This window comes from Bradyrhizobium sp. 61 (assembly GCF_023073075.1).
GTDB classification, from domain to species: domain Bacteria; phylum Pseudomonadota; class Alphaproteobacteria; order Rhizobiales; family Xanthobacteraceae; genus Bradyrhizobium; species Bradyrhizobium barranii.
The window spans coordinates 287258-305106 of record NZ_JADPIU010000088.1; the positions used below are offsets into that span (position 1 = coordinate 287258).

A 17849-nucleotide genomic window follows, 5' to 3' on the forward strand; every position below is an offset into this window, starting at 1 on the left:
ACGATGAACATTCAAACCGAGCATCGCCCCCCGAACACCGGTCCCACGCCGTACGACGAGGTCTACTACCCCGGCCACGTCTACGGGCTCACTCATCCGAACCATCTTGCTACCATTGCCGCCGTTTACGGCATGCAGTCAGCGCCGGTGGAGCATTGCCGGGTGCTGGAGCTTGGCTGCGGCGTTGGCGGCAACCTGTTGCCGATGGCCTTTCAATATCCAAGCAGCGAATTCGTCGGTGTCGACCTGAGCGGCGTGACGATCGAGCGCGGCCAGCGAAATATCGCCACATTGGGCCTGAGCAACATCAAGCTCCTCCATTGCGACATCATGAATGTCGACGCAGGCTTCGGGGAGTTCGACTACATCTTAGCGCATGGCGTGTATTCCTGGGTGCCGCCGGCGGTGCGCGAGAAGATGATGATGATCTTCAAGCAGAACCTGGCTCCCCGCGGAGTCTGCTACGTCAGCTACAATGCGCACCCGTTCTCGCATCTTCGCGACATGGTCCGCGACATGATGCGGTATCACACCCGCCGTCTCACCGGCATGAAGGAGAAGGTCGGACAGGCCCGCGCGATCCTGAAATTCCTGAGCGACGGCTCGAAGGCCAACTCGGTGCACGGCGCAGTTATGCGCGACCAGTACAACCGCGTCCTCAAGTCCCCCGACGAGCTTCTGTTTCACGACGATCTCGATGATGGCGCCGAGGCGTTCCTGCTGCATGAGGTCGCCGAGGACGCAAGCCGCCATGGCCTGCAATATCTGGGCGATGCTGATTTCTCACGACGCTATCTTGCCGGCTATTCCGAGGAAGTTCGCGCGACGCTGCAGCGCTTCCCCGAAAGCGAGTTCATGGCGCGCGATCAATATCAGGACTTCATCGACGGCAACGGCTTTCGGCGCACCTTGCTCTGCCACGACAGCATTTCGCTATCCCGCCAGGTCGACCTCGATTTCGTCACCCGGTTCCATTTGCTGAGCACGACCAACCCGGTCGACCCCGACGCCTGCGTGACCGACGATTCCGCGATGGAATTCGAGAACCAGGACGGCAGCAGGGTCACGGTAACCAATCCGCTCTTGAAGGCCGCGCATCTATGTCTGGGCCGGGCCTGGCCGCGAGCATTATCATTCGACGAGCTGCTCGATGGGGCCCGCGCGCTGCTGGGCGACCGGCGGGCGGATGATGACCAAAAGGTGTTGACGGAGGCGATGTTCATCCTGGCTTGCAGCGGCGAGGTTTCGTTCCTGCTGTCGCGTCCCTTTTTGTTGAAGGAAGCTACCGAGCATCCGCAGGCGAGCCTGCTCGCGCGAAGGCAAGCGCAAACAGGTCCGCTCGTCACCAACCTCCTCCACCAAACGGTGCAGTTGGAGGACGACCGGACCAGGGATTTCCTGCAATTGCTCGACGGAGCGCGGACCATCGACCAGATCACGGCCGAAATGACGGAAAAATTCGGCCCGACCATCCGGATAGACCAGAAGGATAATGCCGGGCAGCCTGCCGAGCCGTTATTGCTGTCGACACGAGAAAGCGTTCAACGCTCGCTTGCGATGGTCGGCAAGCTGGGCCTGCTGGTCGCGTGACGCGCTCAAGTGTGGCGGCTCCTTTGGCATGAAAGGCAGGAGTTGGAGGCTCCTGCCAATTCCTGAAACGGATGCGGCCCCAGGCACTCTAGCCGTCGTGGGTATATTGCTGGCCGAGGAGCCATCCCGTGAGAATACCGCCGGGTCCGCTGGCATAGACCGGATCAAGGCCAACACCTGCACGCAGCATCTTCCATTCATGCTCGCCGACCCAGGGAATCCCGGGATCGCCCTTCTGATACTGGGACAGCAGCGTTCGGGCGACCTCTGCGGCATTGGCGTAGATCGGCCCGTTGGCCCAGCGAGGGCGGGGCAGGCCCGTCATGCGGCAATAGAGCGCCGTGCAGACGTAGGCAGACGCCTCTTCGGCATTGGCATCAAGGCCTGTACGCAACAGATCGTATGCCGCATGCAGGCTCTCGTGGACGATATAGGCCTCGTCCAGCCGCCCCGCCGCCGACACGACCTCCAGCGTGTTCGCCGCAACCGCCGTGCCGTCCGCCCTGGTTCTCGCGACATCGTTGTACTGTGCAGCAACGCCTGCCGCGAGATCCGTCGGAGATCTGACGGTGACCTGCCCCAACCGGATCGCGCGGGCGACGTGATGGAACGTTTGCGGCGCAATCGTCACATGGCTGCCGCGGATCGGAAACCGGAAGCGCATGCGTGCGACCGCCGGGCCATGGAGTACGTCCAATACCCTGCTCCGCAGTGACATTTGATCGTCCTCGTTGTTCGCACTACCCCACGGTTGGTGGTCGCCGTTTCCGATCAGCAGGTTCAAACAGTCATTGCACCGGCGCGATAGGAATTCGAATAACCTGGGCCGGGCGGCAGCTTGGTCGAACGAGCCGGCATTGAACCCGAACCCGTCCGGGCGAGACCAATTTGGGGCGAGGATTGCCTCGGAGTGCGCCCCATGACGACGACCGATCCGACGACGACCGACACTTACCGGAAGATCGCGGCACGACTGACCATGCTGCGGCCGCAGATCGATTTGAAGAATTATTTTGCCGGCCCCAACCCGGATGTGCGCCTTTATGACGAGAAGCCCTACATCCGGCACCAGCTCGAGAAGTATGGTGTCGCTGCCGCGACGACCACGCTCGACGGCGTCACCTTCCTGCCCAAGGACTGGGACGAGCTGATCAAGAAGCTGCGCATTGCCAAGACGACGGACGGATTCGACGCCTTCGCCGAAGGGCAAAGCCCGGAGAAAGCGTCGCATTGGGCCCTCGATCTGTCGATGGCGGCAACGATCGGCAAGGGGTTTCGGGAGATCTGGCGCCCAAAGCTGTCGGACAGGCCGCTCTCAACGCGGGATCTCCCGGGCCGCCACGGCTTCGGGCTCGGGCGCGACCGCGGACAATGGAGCGACGCCTACAGCTCGCAATTCGGCAAGGACCCGCAGCCCCAGGACATCACCTCGTTGCATTTCGCCGTAGCACCTGATCGGGTGAACGTGCACATCGACGAAACAGGCTTCGTATTCGAAGGCGTAGACGGCGCCCTTACGGTCGGGCCGAACTTCGTGCATCACGCCGGCAATGAGCTGTTCTGGAAGAGCAACAAGCATATACCGCAATGGGCCGCAGAGCACATCGATCTGATCCTGCCGAACAGCGCGAACGACTTTTCGCGCGTGGGCATTTCGGTCGACATGTACCAGCGCAAAGACTTGCGCGTTACGGTCACCGGCTCCTGCGGGATTTTCGGCGGTTTCGAGTGCTCCGGAACCGTGAGCATCAGCGGCACACATGATCTGCTCGGCTCGAAGCCAAAAGGCCGGCGCTAAAGCGATATCGCTCGTTCGACATTGCTTCGTGTCGACGCCTCCAATCTACGAATGAGGCTCTTCGATTTGCCGCTACCAGTTGGTGGCCCGAATGAATGGAACCATCGAACCGCCTCGAGGTAGCGGCGACCAATAAGTATTGGTGGCGAGAACGCGTAGTTCCGCAGGAATCGGCGGGGGAGGTCTTACATTGCCGAACCAGGAAAGGCCGTTGAAGCCCGTCGTCGAAAGCTATGTACCGCCCGCGGGAATCCGGCATGCGGTGACGGCAGGCGAGACCTGGATATCCCTTGCCAAGCGGATCGGCATCGACCCCTGGGACCTCATCGAGTTCAATTTTCCGGGCATCAAGCTCGTCAAGCAGCGCGATTTCCAACAAGCCACACGGCAGGTGAACCGGTACCTGGCCGAGTATGTAGGCTGCCGCGCGATGTCGCCCGATCGCCAGAATTTCGCGTTTTCCTCCGGTACGACCGGCGGGAGAGGTGGATGGCGAGGGGGATTCATCTATCTGCCGCCAGGTACGCCGCCTCCCCCGCCGATTGCGCCCACTCCACCGGTTGCGCCCACCCCAGCGGCTCCGACCCCGCCGGCATGTGAAGGAAGCCGACCCGACTTCGCGCGCGTGCTGGACGTGAGCGAACGGGATTTCGCGCGCAACGTTTTTGGCCCGACGATGCCGCCGTGGGAGACGATTGCGATTACCAATGGCCTGGGAGCAGGCGGAAGACCGTGGACGAACGACGGGCCGTTCTTCAGGGGAAGCAATCCCATGGTGCCGAGCATGCGGTATGCCATCAATCTTGGCAGTGTCGTGTTCAGTAACCTGGCATCCCCCCAGCCCCACCTTCGGTCTCTTGTGCGACGACTTCGGTCGCATTTGCGACCTCTTCGTGCACGAAATGACCCATGTGTGGCAGGCGTTCAACGATTCGAACTGGACGATGGCGCGCTCGTTCTGGGCGCAGACAATCGGTTCCGGCTACGAGTACACGCCGGGCGATTCCTGGGACTCATACAACGTCGAGCAACAGGCGCACATCGTTGAAGATTGGCACAAATACAAAATCAGTTCTCCGATGCTTGCCGAGGAGCGCTATCCGTACGTCCGGCTCGTGATCCGCTCTGGACGCCTCACTTTTCCTCGCGGGCTGGATCTTGTGGCATTGAAAAAGGACCTTCAAGATCTGCGTGCAAGGCACCTGGACTAGAACCCGCTGCAAGGGAGTGGTCGGGAGTCTACTTAACTGAAGCACCGACACGCCGAGCACTCGACGCGGTGCGGTCGCGCATTCTTCCTCTCAAAAGTATTTTTCCGACTTGCGTGCTAGTCAGCTTCGCAGCGCAAGCACACGGAGAAGAATTGCGCGGCCGCCATGCGACAGGCGATCGTGAAACAGTTCGGAGAGCCGGTCTCCACGCTTCCGCACCGAAAACCTCTTCCGGAGCTCATGGGCGCGAGACAGCGAGCAATAGAGAAAATCACGACGTAACCGGCGCAGTCGGCTGCCATACCCTTTAACATCGGCGCTCGCGTAGGCCTCCATCAGGGTGCGCACCAAATAGTCGTCGCTCGGATCAACATAAGTTTCGTGGGAAAAGCTCGATGATCGCATGGACACAGGTTCATCGCTCGACAGAAATAAGTTCCTGCGGGTCAGCCCATCCGATACGCCCGTCGCTTCTTTTGTGAAATCTCCATAGTTCACAAAAGGCAGCGCTGCGAGTTGCCGGCGCAGATTTTCGAGCGTCGCCGACGGGATCCGGACGCCGTTGCCCGCGCTGGTGTCGAGCTTATTGGCGCGCACCGTGGCGTAGAGGTCGCCCCAGAATTTGTCCCAGGGGGCGGTGCCGTTGCGGTTAGACGAGGGATTCTTGCGAACGCTATATGTGGTTTGAGTGAGGTAGGCCGCCAGTTCGCCCATGTGGCGCGTAACGGCGCCGTCAGGATCATAGACGTCGATCATGGCGTGGACGCACTCATGCAGGAGCAGCGCCCGATCGCTATCATTTGCGGGCGGCGCTTTCTTCTGCGTCAACAGAACATCCGTAACCTGATCGTAGAAGGCGAGATCCTGAGTGCCGCCCTTCACCAATATATTGCCGGCACGAATGTGATCGCGAACTGTCGTCAAGTATTCGCCCTTGATATGGATCTTGTCGACGTAGAACTCGATGCCAAGCGCTACCGAGTCACTGAGTGTGTCCAGGACGTCGCCTTCGGTCAGTGGCATGACCTACCTCCCTTGCGTGGTCGAGCAATAGTGGTCCGGCTAGGCCCCGCAAGCGCTGAAACGCTGTACTGCACTAATAGGAGCCGCCCGCCCCTCCGTTCGCATTGTGGAAGGTGGCTAGATCGTCCCGTCGCCGCCGCCGAAGATTTCGACGACCACAGCGCGATTGGCGGCCCTGTTCATCACGGTCGTGTTGTCCTTCAGATACTCGTAGTGTGAGGCGGGCTTGACGGAGAAGACGCGCGAGCGGGCGCTTGGGCCGAACAGGTGAAAGACGTTCTTGGCCCGGCCCGTGCGCAGGAAGCTGTTGTTCCGTTCGCCGCCGGTGCTGTCGCTGTATCCGACGATCTGGAACTGCAACGACTTGTCGGCCTCGAATCGGATGAGCTGCGCTGCCAACAGCGGATCGCGCTTGGCGATGTTCTTGAGATGCCGCCAGTCGACGCCGAAATCCCAGATGATGAGATATTGGCAGATGCCGGCCGGCGGGACCAGACTGACGTCCACACCGAGATGGCCGACCTCGGTGCGGGACGTCGCGACTTCATTGGCCACGTAGGGAAAGACGGCGGCGCTGTGAACCTTGGCAAGCGGCGAGCACTGCGGTTGCGTCGCCATATTCGGCATCTGTTCCACCGGACCCGGCGGCGTGTATTGCGGCAGTGGCTGCGGCGCGCGTCCCATGGCAATTTCTCCCGTTGCTGGCGTGGCCTGCCCAAAGCTAAGCACTGGAGGGAGCGTCGGCTCCCACCACGGCTATGACTAGTAGTGACGTGAGCGGTCGGGGAAGTTCAAAGACGAGGTGCGGGCGCCCTCAACAGGGCCATTAGCGGACATTGATTGGCCTTCCGCGCTCTCCGGAAAGCGGGGTAGGCTACGCCTATTGCCGTCCGTGCCAAATTGTTGCGGAGGAACTGGCCATGAAACTTCGCCGCCGAAATTTCTGCATCTCGCCGCGGCGGGCCGGCCAGATTGTGTTCCCGCCGCCGAAGGAGGCTCTCATTTTCGCGCGCAAAATTTCGCGTTGACGGACCGAACTGAGACAGGAGAACCAGACATGGCCGCCTTTCAAGAGGTTTTCCGCCGCTCCGGCATCGATGAGCGCCGCAGCCCGCCGGGCATGGTGGTGCCGTTCGGCGGCTCCAACATCGTGGCGCTGATCGATCCCGGAAGAAAGCTCAAAGTCGATCCGAACGCCCATGCCCTCGGGATCAAGGAGATCGATGGCGCCGATACCCTTAGACGCGTCATGCAGGCCAGAGAAACCTTCTCCAAACCCGATATCGATCCGCAGCTCAGGGCGGCGTCACTTCCCGCCACCTTCAATGGCGATGCACGGTTTTTCGAAATCAATGGCCGGATTAAGCCGATTGGTTTTCCCGGCCTGGAGGTGGTGGCCCGGTCGGCCGGCCGGAAGATCGAAGCCAAGCTCTATGTCGTGGTGCTGCCGGAAATCAAGATCAAGGTGGCGTTCCGCAATGTCATGGTTCCGGGGAGTGGCGGCGCTCCGGCGTTTCACGCCAAGAAGCCCTGCAACGAGCAAGACGAATTGCTGACGATGAACAATATATGGAGGCCACAGGCCAACATCCGCTTCGAGCGGGTGCCAAGCGACTGGCTGGTCATCGACGACTCGCAGGCTGCCATCAAACAGGAGATCGCCAATGCGACTGGCATGAAGGATGCGAGCCTGGCGACCTTTCCCGATGTGATCGACGTCGAAAAACTGAAGGGCATCTTCGTCAAACACAAAGTTCAGGGCGCCCATCTAACCATTTTCTGCGTCGATAAGGTTTGGTCCAATGGCGGCCTCGCCAATGGCTCGTTTGCTCGCGGGCTGGACCTTGCCTTCATCAGCTCGCAACGCGGGCCTAACACGTCTGCCCATGAATCCGGCCATTTTCTCGGCTACTACTCGAAGAGCGCGAGCAAACCTTGGGACAGCCAAGGCCACACGCTGGAGACCGATCCGAAAACCGGAAAAGAGAACAGGGCGGAAGACATCAAGATGCTGATGCGCGGGGGAGGCGCCGGGTGGAAAATTCCGTTTAATCTCGTCAAGGAGTTCCGCGACTTCCCCGGCTAGCATCCGAAGATCAGACAGAAGCTGGAAATCACTCCAGACGTTGAATGTCGCCTTGGGTCAAAAGCTGCCCCGACGGTCCCGAGCGTTGCGCCGGCGCCTCGATCCCAAGGGAGAGTCGACAGACCTTGAGCCGGGCATGAGTGTCTGGCTTGAGAACTAGCGAGGACCCGAGCTCCGAAGTATCGCTTCGGCTGCTCACGTCTCAATCGGCTTCGGAGCTGATGTCGCGATTGGACTGCGCCCCACGCTTGGGTACGCTCATTGTTACGCGCGAAGCACTCGATCGAACCCGCACGATTCATCTTCCGTTTCAGGCGGACTCGAGAGGCGCGCCCTGCGCAACTCGTCGGTGTCTTTGATCGCATCGCGTATCGATGGCATGATGATGCGCGCTGAAGCCCGTGGAAAGCCGAAAGTGTAAGCCAAGGTTGTCGTTGCAATGCGGACCAGGCCCCAACTTCGCGACGTGACCAAGCCCCTGGGGCAAGCGGCGGTGGGCGCGTTGACGATCGGAATACTGCGTACCGCTCGCCGTTTCGATCCAACCAAGACTGCCAACTTATTCGCTCGGATCACTCGCTCAATCGGGCCCATGATGCGGGAGCAAAAGACCGGTCGAGCCAATCTAACCGCCGCATTTCCGGAAAAATCGCCTGCAGAGATCGAGACCATTCTCGCAGGCGTCTGGGACAATCTCGGTCGAGTCGGCGCCGAATTCGCGCATCTTGATCACATCTGGAACTATGATCCCGCACGGCCCGAAGCTAGCTGCATCGAAATCGACAGGCGCTCATATGAATTGTTTACGCAGCTGCGGCTCGACGGCAAACCGGCGCTGATCTTTGCGAGTCATCTCGCTAACTGGGAACTTCCGGCCCTGGCAGCCGTCGCGCACGGGTTGGATACTGCGATCCTGTATCGCCGACCCAACATCGCGTCCGCCGACCGCATCATCCAGGATATGCGCGCCGTGAAAATGGGCACGCTCATTCCCGCGGGTCGTGATGCGCCCCTAAGACTTGCCGAGGCCCTTAAAAGTGGCCAGCACGTTGGAATGCTGGTCGACCAGTATCTGACCAACGGCGTCGAGGTTACTTTCTTCGGCCGCAAGACCAGGGCCAATCCGATGCTTGCCCGACTGCTGCGGCAGATTGAGTGCCCGATTCATGGTGTGCGCGTCATCCGTCTGCCCGGACAGCGCTTTCGTGGCGAACTGTCTGAAGAAGTGAAGCCGGTCCGCGATGCCGCCGGACAAATTGACATTCAGGGAACGATGCAGGCGGTCACATCGGTCATCGAGGGCTGGATCCGCGAATATCCCGATCAGTGGCTGTGGCTACACCGTCGCTGGAGGTAGCACTTGACTGACTGCGGTAGCCCTTAGTGGAGGTACATGGTCCAGCTCGGCAATGCGGCGGTCAATCTCGCCGATCACGCGTTCCGAGAACGGCCCGAGGTGCATGTACAACGCCATCAGCATCACGATGTACCGTAGCGCGCCCGGATTGGTCTCCGCGACTTCGACGAAGGTCTTCCAGAACGGCTCGCGAACCTTCGGCAGGGCCCGCATGATCTTGTGTACGCTGTCGATGCCGCCAAGCCTCTTGCGCACGTCGCCATCCGGCAGGTCGCGGCGTCGGTCGGACCGGTCGAGCATGGCGGCGAGACGCGACAGCCGTCCTGCATATGCTGCCGGACTGTAGACGTGCCCGAGCACGGCCTTGTAATCGGCAAGGATGTCACGAAGCGGACGCTTAGTATCGAAATTGCATCCGAGCGTGCACTGATCGCCCGTCTGCTCGACATTCATGAGGTCATGGCCCTGGTGCAAGCGGCCTTCCGCGGCCAACCGCCGTGTAAGCTGTGTCCCAGGCAGCGCATAAAGCAGTCCAACGATGGAGACTGGAATGCTCGCCTCCTCGATGAGGTCGGCCATCGCCTGTCCTATCGAGGCCTTTTCGCTATCGAACCCGACGATGAAGCCAGCGGTGACGAACATGCCGTAGCCGTAAATCTTGTGAATGCACTCGGCGATGTTGCGCCTGGTGTTCTGCTTCTTCTTCATCTGCACGAGCGTCTCGGGATCCGGGCTCTCGATGCCGACGAAGATCGCGAAGAAGTTCGCATCCTTCATTGCCTGCAACAACTCGCTGTCGTCCGCGATGTTGATCGAGGCTTCGGTTGAGAACTCGAATGGATAGTCGTGCTCCTCCAGCCAGGCTTTGAGCCGCGGCATCAGGGTGCGGAGGTTCTTCTTGTTGCCGATGAAATTGTCGTCGACGAAATCGACATGCCCGCGATAACCGTGATCGTAGAGCGCCTGCAACTCTGCGAGAATCTGATCGTTGGTCTTGGTACGCGGCACGCGACCATATAGCTCGATAATATCGCAGAACTCGCAGGTGAACGGGCAGCCACGCGAATACTGCAAGCCGATGTATAGATAGTGATCGAAGTTGAGCAGATCGTAGCGAGGCATCGGGCTCAGCGTGACATCTATCGTGAATTTCTCGGCGATGAACACGCCCTTGCGTTCGCCGCTTTCCCAGGCGGCGATGAACTGCTCGATGACATGCTCGGCCTCGCCGATCACCTGAAAGTCCGCGTCCGCGTAAAGATGCGGGCTGGAGGAGACGTCCGGCCCACCAACACATACTGGCTTGCCGCGCAGGTGGGCGAGATCGATCAGGTAGATCGCATCAGGCTGCTGGTTGAGCATACCGCCGATCATCACAAGATCGGCCCAGTCGAGGTCCGCATCTGTCAACGCCTCGGTATTGCGGTTGACGAGCCGGATGTCCCAATGCTTCGGCAACATAGCGGCGACGGTGATCAGGCCGAGTGGCGCCGTTGGATACTTCGCGCCGACGAGTTCGCAGGCCTCCGCATAGTTCCAAAATGAATTCGGAACGAACTTCGGATAGATCATCAGGACGCGGCAGGGGATTGTCATGCTGTTCCAGCCCGGGCGTTGATGGCACAATGCCCCGCTGTTTATCGGGGCTCAAGGGTTCGCTTCGCTCGTCAATAAGGCGTTGAGTGCTGATCGTGGAGGTGTCGGTTCAGTTCGCGCACCTCGGCGGTAGTGCATTGCGAATCAATCAGGCCGGACGCGAACATCGCGGACCGTAAGGCTAGTATCAGTATCCACAGATACGCGTTCTAATTAGATTTTTTTGGGGCACGCTTTTTCGGTCCAGTTCCGGCACCGTCCCCACGGCAGGGCCAAGCATCCCTGAATGCTTCGATCGCGACGGTGATCCCCGGTTCATTCACTCGATCCGGATTGTTATCAAGATACTGCAGAAAAACCTTCGCACTTTGCAAAGGGCTGCCTTGCGCGGGGGGGCATGCACGCACGTCAGCGGGCAGATTTGGCGAAAAGAGCATCGCGGTCTCGATCATTCCCTCACATGCGCCTGCGGACCGAGCTTCGTCCTGATTGCGAAGCGAGTTCTTGACAAGTAGCTCGCAAGACTTTTGCGCGTCGGTTCCCTTATCGACAACCGTGGCACTGGCCTTCCCGATGATCGCTAGGATAAGGCCGGCAACAATCATATGGACCCGCATCCGCGTCCCCCGAATACCGGCGCGATAGCTTGCAGGCATTGAGTATGCTGCAAGAGAGCGGCCGCCCGCGCCGTTCCAGGCGGCTCAGACGGCTTAGCTCAAAAAAAGCGTCTGATCCACCGCGCTCAAATAGGAGCGAAGTGAACTCACCTCTTCCATTTCCACAAAGCTAAAAGAGCCCTTGTCGACTTGACAACACGCAACTTTACGCGCCGTGACCGCCGCAAAGGTCGGCTACACCGCGATCATGATCGCGAATCAACATCGGCGGCGACAAGCGTGCTGATGGTACAGATCTCGATCCGGCGCGGAGAGCATCTATTATCCTGCCGTGTACGCGACGTGCACTGGTCGATTGATGTCGATGCTCGGCCTCGACGCAGAACCATTGCCTAAGCGGTGATCTTCGTCTGCGACGACAAGTTCTGCGAACCTTCCTCAACTACGCCAAGGAGGACTTCACCCTCAGAACGGTTTCCAACAAGAGCTTAGCAATGTCCAAGCTGAGGTGGAGCTGCCTTGCAGCGCAGCTCCACGGACGTTCCCATCGCGGCCTATTCATCAACCAGGCGAGGCAGCGCACGAATGTTGGTCGTATCGAACCGCATCCTCAAAGAACAAGCTCGCTTGAATTTCTTGAAGACCTCACACCCATCCTGACGCAAGGAAAACCGGATGAACTCAATCCGAGGATTCTAGCCTCGACCAGGTTCAAGCTGCACCGTTTTTCGCCCCCCGTTCAGCTCTCTGAGTTTGTTGACGTATTCCTCAGGCTTTAGCAGATGAAACGGAGCGTTGAGGCCCATGAACGTCGCTATGCGGCCGATAAAGGCAGTACAGTTTGTCGTTGCTGCATTCCAGAGCGGCGAAGACTCCTGCTGGCGCTTGATATAAGCAAAGACCTTCTTGGCGTCTGCCTCAGACAAATAGACGCGATAGCTGGCCGTCAGATATTGCTCGTCAAGATCACCGTAGGTCGCCCCCGTCTCAGAAGGGACAAACATGATGTGTCCCAGGATATAGGGCACCTCGTCGCCGGCCGGAGCCAGACCAGCGACCTCGACCTGCTTTTCGCCCGTCTTTCCGTACCAGACGAATGCATGACCGTACGTTGCCGCCGTGCGGGCACGAAAATCAACGTAGTAGGGACCCGTGGCGGCAGCTCTTCGAACTGGCTTTACATCGGATATCGCCGACGTAGCAGCAGCCATGCTCGCCGCATGCTTCGTCGCCGAACTGGGGAGAGCGTCCCGTTGCTGCTGGTCGGTACGCGCCACGACTGGTTGCGCGCTACTGATCCCCGCCCCCAAGCCTACAAAGGCCGCCAGCATGGCGGCCTTTGCAAGAAGCTCCAGACCCGGATACTTCCGAATCACTTCCGCCATCTTCGAATCCTCTTGGATCCAAGATCCGATGCCACAGGTAATCTGCTACCCCAAACGAACGCCGCTGGCGTACGAATGAATAGTCAGATCAACCCTTGGTCACCAACGGAGCCGGGGCAGCGACCGGGTATTTGCCCACGGGGCTCTTACCCACGGGATATTTGCCGATCGGAGCTTTGCCAACCGGCGCCGCGACGGCAACCGGCTGAGGCCGTGGCAGGTCCGCAGCAGCTGCGGTTCCCACGAAAGCCAAAGAAGCGATTCCAAGGACAACGAATTTCAACATCGGTTCTCACCATTGTTCGGAACGATTGGATTCACCTGACACGCATAGGAATAACCCGACACTCGCCACGGCACCAACGAATAGACCGGGGAGTCCGCGGTTCCGACCGCTTTTTCTGCCGTATGTTGCGGAAATGGCACGCAAATTGAGGCGTCTGGTTCCAAATCAGTCTCGTGGGTACCACAGGTCGAGACGTGCCGGGACCTACCTCAGAGTATCCACGGGAAGACTCGACCGGTCCGCGCCATATAATCGCGATAGCTGTCGCCAAACGTCTGCAACATCATTCGCTCTTCTCTTGCAACGCGGCCAAAGAACAAAATCCCGAAGCCGGCAATGCCTGCAAAACCGGCGATGCAATTCGGCAGCAGCAATGCCTGGGCGATGGCCCACAGCCAAAATGCCGAATACATCGGGTGTCGAACTCTCCGGTAAATCCCTTCCGTCACAAGCTCATGGTTCTCCCGCACGTCGAGACTTATCGACCAATTCCGGCCGAGTGCACGGTGTGTCAGGTGAAACACGCCCAAAGCCGCAATCGCAAAGAAAGACCCCAGCCAAGCCAACCAGGGATAAAAACTGTGATCTGCGAAACGAGGCATTCCTGTCGCTACGTAGGCGAGCGGCACAAGTCCGAGGCCCGAAAGAGATATGAGCAGGAGCGCAGTTTCCAGGGGGCCGCGAGCGCTCCGCACAACCCTCGCACGGCGGGAACGCCGCACGTACTTATAGCGTATGAGGTACCAGCCGATCACCAACGCAACGAAGATGACTCTTGAAATGGTGGGCGTCATTTGAATCAGGCTGCCGCGCCCGGATTTCCCAGCAGTTCGCTTTCCGACACTGGCGCGCCCGCAACAAGGCCTCCGTCGTCAGCGATCATCGACACAGCGCCATCCGGGGCGAGCGTCTGGGATTTGGCTGAAATAGGTCCGCATGTGAGCATGAAGTAGTCGTACGATGTTCGCCTGTCATTTCCACTGACGAACTGGCAGTGCACGCGGAAGAAATTGAAGCGGATGCGTTGATACATGTCGTCGTTAAGCATTCGACTAATCTTCACGACCCTGACGGTCGCCTCGTTTTCTGTCGACAAGCCCATTTCGGCCATTGGCCGGCATTTGTAAAAATTTAACACGTCGGTGAGGGCCTGATAGTCGCCCCAGAAGATCGCGCGGGAATTGGCGACGCGTTCCACCGCCCCGCGAAAGCGCACTGCCTTCGGGTGCAGGCCGATCTTGAGTATGGAAGATCCAACGCTCAAGAATGTGACGGGAATCTTTTTCCGACCGAGCGCAGGGTCCAGCTTCAAGGCGCGATCAAGTAGATCAACCGCTAGTACGGCGCCAAGGCTGTGCCCTACGACCAAAATTTCGTCTGCGGCAGAGTTGCTCGCCGCAACCACAAGCTCGGCGGCCAACCTGTCCAGCCTCTGCTCAATTTCCGAATTACCGAATCGAATGTACTCGCAAGAAAAGATCCAATCGTCGAACAAGTGGCCCAGGTGCAGCCAGCGCCACGGACCCGCCAACACGGCTGCGAGTCCGAAGAGGCCGCCACCGGTAGCAATAGGAATTGATCCGGTGATCTTGAATGCAGCCACGCCAATCAAAAAGGCGGCAGCGATGAGCAATCCGAACGCGACAAATGGATAGAGAAAGAAAAGTGCGTAGCGCCAATTGGTCTGCAAGTAACGCCAAAGAGCGCCGGCCAATACGAAATCCAGAAACGCAAGAATGCCGATGGAAATGCGTGAGCCGATGCTTCGACCCCCGAACACCTCGATTACATCGTGCCATCGGACCAGACGGTAATCGGTTTCGACGAGCCAATCGGGGCCGATTGTCGTCACGTTCCATTGTATCTGGTCGGCGGTATCATGCGAACCGTCGACGGTCGCTTTCACTGACCAAGTACGTTGGAACCTCTCAATTTCGCGCACAAAGCGTCGTTGCGCGCTGGCATGCGACGTGATTGGATCATAGCCACCGATATGGAACACCAACCGTTTCGCTACAGGCTTGCCGCACATTGTCTTATCCCCGGACTCATGCGTGCTGCTCGCTGCCCCCTCAATCGATCTGTAATCAAAAACAGACGTTTGACGCCAAGGGTTGTCAAGAGAGAATCCACCAGTTATTGGGGAACATGGGTCGATTTGTTCTACCATGCGTAAGCCGAACCGCTCGAACAATAGCGTCGATCGGTGCTGCCGTGATTGTCGGTTTGTCGAGCACAGCGCCCTCTCAAGCGCAGGACGGGGCATCATCTGGCGAGAGATGCCTTGCTGCAAATTTGGATGTTTCGCTGGGCGCACAATTGCCCCGCACGGCGGCGCGTTTGAGATCTGGTGAGCCGCTAAAGATTGTCGCGATCGGATCATCGTCGACCGTGGGGCTCTGGGTACTTCGGTCCGCGGCCACATATCCGCAGGTGATGCGCCGAGAACTCTCGAGGCTTAGATCCAACGCAACGATCGAGGTCATCAACAGCGGTCGAGTCGGTGATACGATTCCGAACAACATCGCGCGGTTCGAGCGTGACGTTTTCGCGCACACGCCTGATCTCGTTATCTGGCAATTAGGTACTAATGACGTCGCCTGGGGTGGCCGGCCGGACCAAGGGCTCAAAAGAAGCGTTCTTGAAGGGGTAAGGGCACTTAAGGCGGGGTCTGCCGATGTCGTGCTGATGGATCTGCAATATGCGCCACAGGTGCTCGCTTCCGCTAGCTACTCAACGATGGAGGGCATCATCGCCGATGCCGCGAAGCAGGAACGGGTCGGTCTATTCTCTCGTTTTGCGCTGATGCGTAACTCGATCAATGCCGGAGTTGCGCAAAGCGAGCTTGTAACGTGGGACGGATTGCACAACACCGCCGATGGTTATGATTGCATTGGACGAGCCCTTGCCCGAGCAATCTCAACGAGTGCGCGTTGAGAGGCCCTAGCTCAGGCGAATCGAAGGCTGCGGGCTCGCAAGAGTTTGGGCACCGGCCGTGACAGCGATGCCGAGCGTGCAGATGCCCACCAACGCGAACAAAGACCAATTATCGTCGACAATCACCGCATCTCTCGCAGCGGTGACAGCAATTCGCGCCGACGCTGTCAGGAGGTGCGCTCATGCACCATTATGCCAGCCAACTTGTTGACCTGTTACTGGTGGTTGTCGCCGCGTGGATGGCGCCGGCCACCGTCTTTATTATCTACGCCTATTTCGCTCGTCTTAAGAATCCGGTCAGCGAATCGATCTTTGGACGTGTGGTGATCATATCCTTGTTCATCATAACCACGTCGATCTGGCTCCCGATAATTCTGACCGCCATAGTCCTATCACTGATCGGTCATTTGTGGTTCCGCTTCAGGGGACAACTACGCAAATAGCTACATATTGCTAGAGCCGAAAAAGATGGAGTCGAATTAGAGCGGCCCCTCAGAAAACTAAAAAAGGGAAGCGAAGCAATGTCCGCATTTCTCCCTGCTCTGACGATAGCTGCTGTCAATTTTATAACAATCGCCACGGCTGCAGAATGGCGACCGCAGTTTCTCTCAGCGTGCCGGAACGGTTGCGCGCAGCAAGGCGGCTTTTCGACGGACGCTTGCTTGCAGATTTGCATCTGCATGGCGTCAGAGTTGGGAGCGAAGTTTAGTATCGAGACTCTCGGCTCCATTGATCCCCCGAGTGCTGAGCAACTACACCAAACTAACGAAATCAGAATGCTTTGCGTCCGGCGAGTACTAGGACGTTAGAGCTGTTGCCATTGGCACGGTGGTCATCAGCTTGACCCTGACGTAGCTCTCCGTCTTTCCAGACGCAAAATTGGCTGCCCCGGCTGTTCGAGGACAATATCGCGCCGACGGCGCATCCGAGTTCTCCCTTGCGAGACCATCTCAGCCCTGAGCTCGAAAATGGCCTTTGCGCCTGGTGGATGCGATCGCAAACGGACATGGCGATCCTTCCATTCTCGACCCCGATCGACTGCCTTGGATGCCGAACGAAAGAGGATATCCCAAGAGTTGCAGAACGAACCGCCTGCCTCAAAGGAAGTCGCGCTGCATCCCGCCGTCCTGAAACGATATGAGGAGCAACTCAATCGGCTTGAAGAAGCATCGGGGAAAAGTATCACAGCCGGCGACGCAGAAGCCGCAGAAGCCATCAGAGACCTTGTCGATACAGTCACTGTGTTCCGGGATCCAGCCCGACCAGGTGGAGTTGCGGTGGAGATAGCTGGCCGCCCAAATGCCTTACTCGGCGAAGCCGCCTACCTACGTTCCCCCGACGGCATTCCGAGTTTACGGTTTCCCTGGCCTAGCTCTTGCGCCGGGGCTTCACTCTCTCCCTTCGTGAGAAAGGCTGGTCGGGAACAATTCAATAAGATCAATGGATCGCGGCGGTGTATAGCAAAACAGATTTTTTCCGGCCGCCGCGAGATAGGAAACAGGTGGCGATGCGCGGAAGAAGGAGGATCGAGCAGCGGATTATTTAGTCGCCGGGATCCCTTACGCTCGCGACACGCCTTAGTGGGATCATTTCGCACATTGACCGAGGTGACACCGCGAGAGTTGAAATAAAAAGTGAATAGAAGAGCGGGGATATTCCTCAAAGCTGACTTGATCTCACCCTTCGCTCACTTTCTTAGCGCAACTAATTGATGAGTAAGTAGTTATGACTGATCAGCAATTAGCCCTGGAAGCGATTAGCGACGCGCAACTCATATTGGAAGAATTCCTTCGGCCCCATCCCAGGGATCACGCGCGTATCCTTGAAGAGTTGGTGGAAGTTCTCGAGCGGCCTGCTTTGATCGGTACGCCTACGACGAAGGCCGCCTGATTGTCGCGTGCGCGCGGGCACGGCGAGCTATATGTGATGGCGTTGGGTGAAGGTCAGGCGGCTTGCTGATCGT

The 17849-nt window shown here is 58.6% G+C and carries 16 protein-coding genes; 8 read left to right on the forward strand and 8 right to left on the reverse strand.

Annotation, left to right across the window (positions count from 1 at the left end; genetic code table 11):
- The first annotated feature begins 3 nt into the window (after positions 1-3).
- On the forward strand, positions 4-1590 hold the full coding sequence (locus IVB46_RS37835; RefSeq protein WP_247303740.1) for a class I SAM-dependent methyltransferase: 1587 nt from the start codon (positions 4-6) through the stop codon (positions 1588-1590).
- A gap of 88 nt (positions 1591-1678) precedes the next feature.
- On the opposite strand, the gene IVB46_RS37840 is transcribed toward IVB46_RS37835, so the two are convergent.
- Positions 1679-2287 (reverse strand): hypothetical protein, encoded by a 609-nt coding sequence (locus IVB46_RS37840; RefSeq protein WP_247344858.1) that lies wholly within the window; start codon positions 2285-2287, stop codon positions 1679-1681.
- 222 nt (positions 2288-2509) lie between these two features.
- Between IVB46_RS37840 and IVB46_RS37845 the strand changes: the two genes are divergently transcribed.
- Both IVB46_RS37845 and IVB46_RS37850 read left to right on the forward strand, forming a co-directional pair.
- Positions 2510-3388 carry a hypothetical protein gene (locus IVB46_RS37845; protein ID WP_247344861.1) on the forward strand — a complete coding sequence of 293 codons (879 nt, stop codon included), beginning with the start codon at positions 2510-2512 and terminating at the stop codon, positions 3386-3388.
- An 893-nt stretch (positions 3389-4281) separates the two neighbouring features.
- The gene (locus IVB46_RS37850) at positions 4282-4599 is read left to right on the forward strand and encodes a hypothetical protein (protein ID WP_225005338.1); all 318 of its coding nucleotides are present in this window, start codon (positions 4282-4284) and stop codon (positions 4597-4599) included.
- A gap of 120 nt (positions 4600-4719) precedes the next feature.
- Here the strand turns inward: IVB46_RS37850 and IVB46_RS37855 are convergent, their stop codons facing one another.
- Both IVB46_RS37855 and IVB46_RS37860 read right to left on the reverse strand, forming a co-directional pair.
- Complete coding sequence (locus tag IVB46_RS37855) at positions 4720-5622, reverse strand: hypothetical protein (RefSeq protein ID WP_247303746.1); 903 nt, start codon at positions 5620-5622, stop codon at positions 4720-4722.
- A gap of 117 nt (positions 5623-5739) precedes the next feature.
- Positions 5740-6306, reverse strand: a complete 567-nt coding sequence (locus tag IVB46_RS37860; protein WP_247303748.1) for a hypothetical protein — start codon at positions 6304-6306, stop codon at positions 5740-5742.
- A gap of 373 nt (positions 6307-6679) precedes the next feature.
- Here IVB46_RS37860 and IVB46_RS37865 point away from each other — a divergent pair, with 373 nt between their 5' ends.
- The gene (locus IVB46_RS37865) at positions 6680-7708 is read left to right on the forward strand and encodes a hypothetical protein (RefSeq protein ID WP_063981808.1); all 1029 of its coding nucleotides are present in this window, start codon (positions 6680-6682) and stop codon (positions 7706-7708) included.
- A 439-nt stretch (positions 7709-8147) separates the two neighbouring features.
- Complete coding sequence (locus IVB46_RS37870; protein WP_247303749.1) at positions 8148-9065, forward strand: lipid A biosynthesis lauroyl acyltransferase; 918 nt, start codon at positions 8148-8150, stop codon at positions 9063-9065.
- On the opposite strand, the gene IVB46_RS37875 is transcribed toward IVB46_RS37870, so the two are convergent.
- From IVB46_RS37875 to IVB46_RS37900, 5 genes are all read right to left on the reverse strand, one after another.
- A complete protein-coding gene (locus IVB46_RS37875) occupies positions 9045-10661 on the reverse strand; it encodes a B12-binding domain-containing radical SAM protein (protein WP_208088032.1) in 1617 nt (538 codons plus the stop codon). The genes IVB46_RS37870 and IVB46_RS37875 overlap by 21 nt on opposite strands.
- A 209-nt stretch (positions 10662-10870) precedes the next feature.
- A complete protein-coding gene (locus IVB46_RS37880) occupies positions 10871-11317 on the reverse strand; it encodes a Rap1a/Tai family immunity protein (protein WP_247303753.1) in 447 nt (148 codons plus the stop codon).
- Positions 11318-11973: 656 nt separating this feature from the next.
- Positions 11974-12663: a hypothetical protein gene (locus IVB46_RS37885; RefSeq protein WP_071911341.1), complete on the reverse strand. Its 690-nt coding sequence runs from the start codon at positions 12661-12663 to the stop codon at positions 11974-11976.
- 495 nt (positions 12664-13158) lie between these two features.
- Entirely contained in the window at positions 13159-13743 is a 585-nt protein-coding gene (locus tag IVB46_RS37895) for a protein-S-isoprenylcysteine O-methyltransferase (protein ID WP_247303756.1), read from the reverse strand.
- A gap of 5 nt (positions 13744-13748) precedes the next feature.
- Complete coding sequence (locus IVB46_RS37900) at positions 13749-14981, reverse strand: hypothetical protein (RefSeq protein WP_247344864.1); 1233 nt, start codon at positions 14979-14981, stop codon at positions 13749-13751.
- A gap of 263 nt (positions 14982-15244) precedes the next feature.
- Here IVB46_RS37900 and IVB46_RS37905 point away from each other — a divergent pair, with 263 nt between their 5' ends.
- The 3 genes from IVB46_RS37905 (at position 15245) to IVB46_RS37915 (ending at position 17776) form a co-directional block, all read left to right on the forward strand.
- A complete protein-coding gene (locus IVB46_RS37905; protein WP_247344867.1) occupies positions 15245-15886 on the forward strand; it encodes an SGNH/GDSL hydrolase family protein in 642 nt (213 codons plus the stop codon).
- Positions 15887-16068: 182 nt separating this feature from the next.
- A complete protein-coding gene (locus IVB46_RS37910) occupies positions 16069-16329 on the forward strand; it encodes a hypothetical protein (RefSeq protein ID WP_247303762.1) in 261 nt (86 codons plus the stop codon).
- 1282 nt (positions 16330-17611) lie between these two features.
- Positions 17612-17776, forward strand: coding sequence for a hypothetical protein (locus IVB46_RS37915; protein ID WP_247344870.1), 165 nt, complete (start codon positions 17612-17614; stop codon positions 17774-17776).
- The last annotated feature ends 73 nt before the right edge of the window (positions 17777-17849 follow it).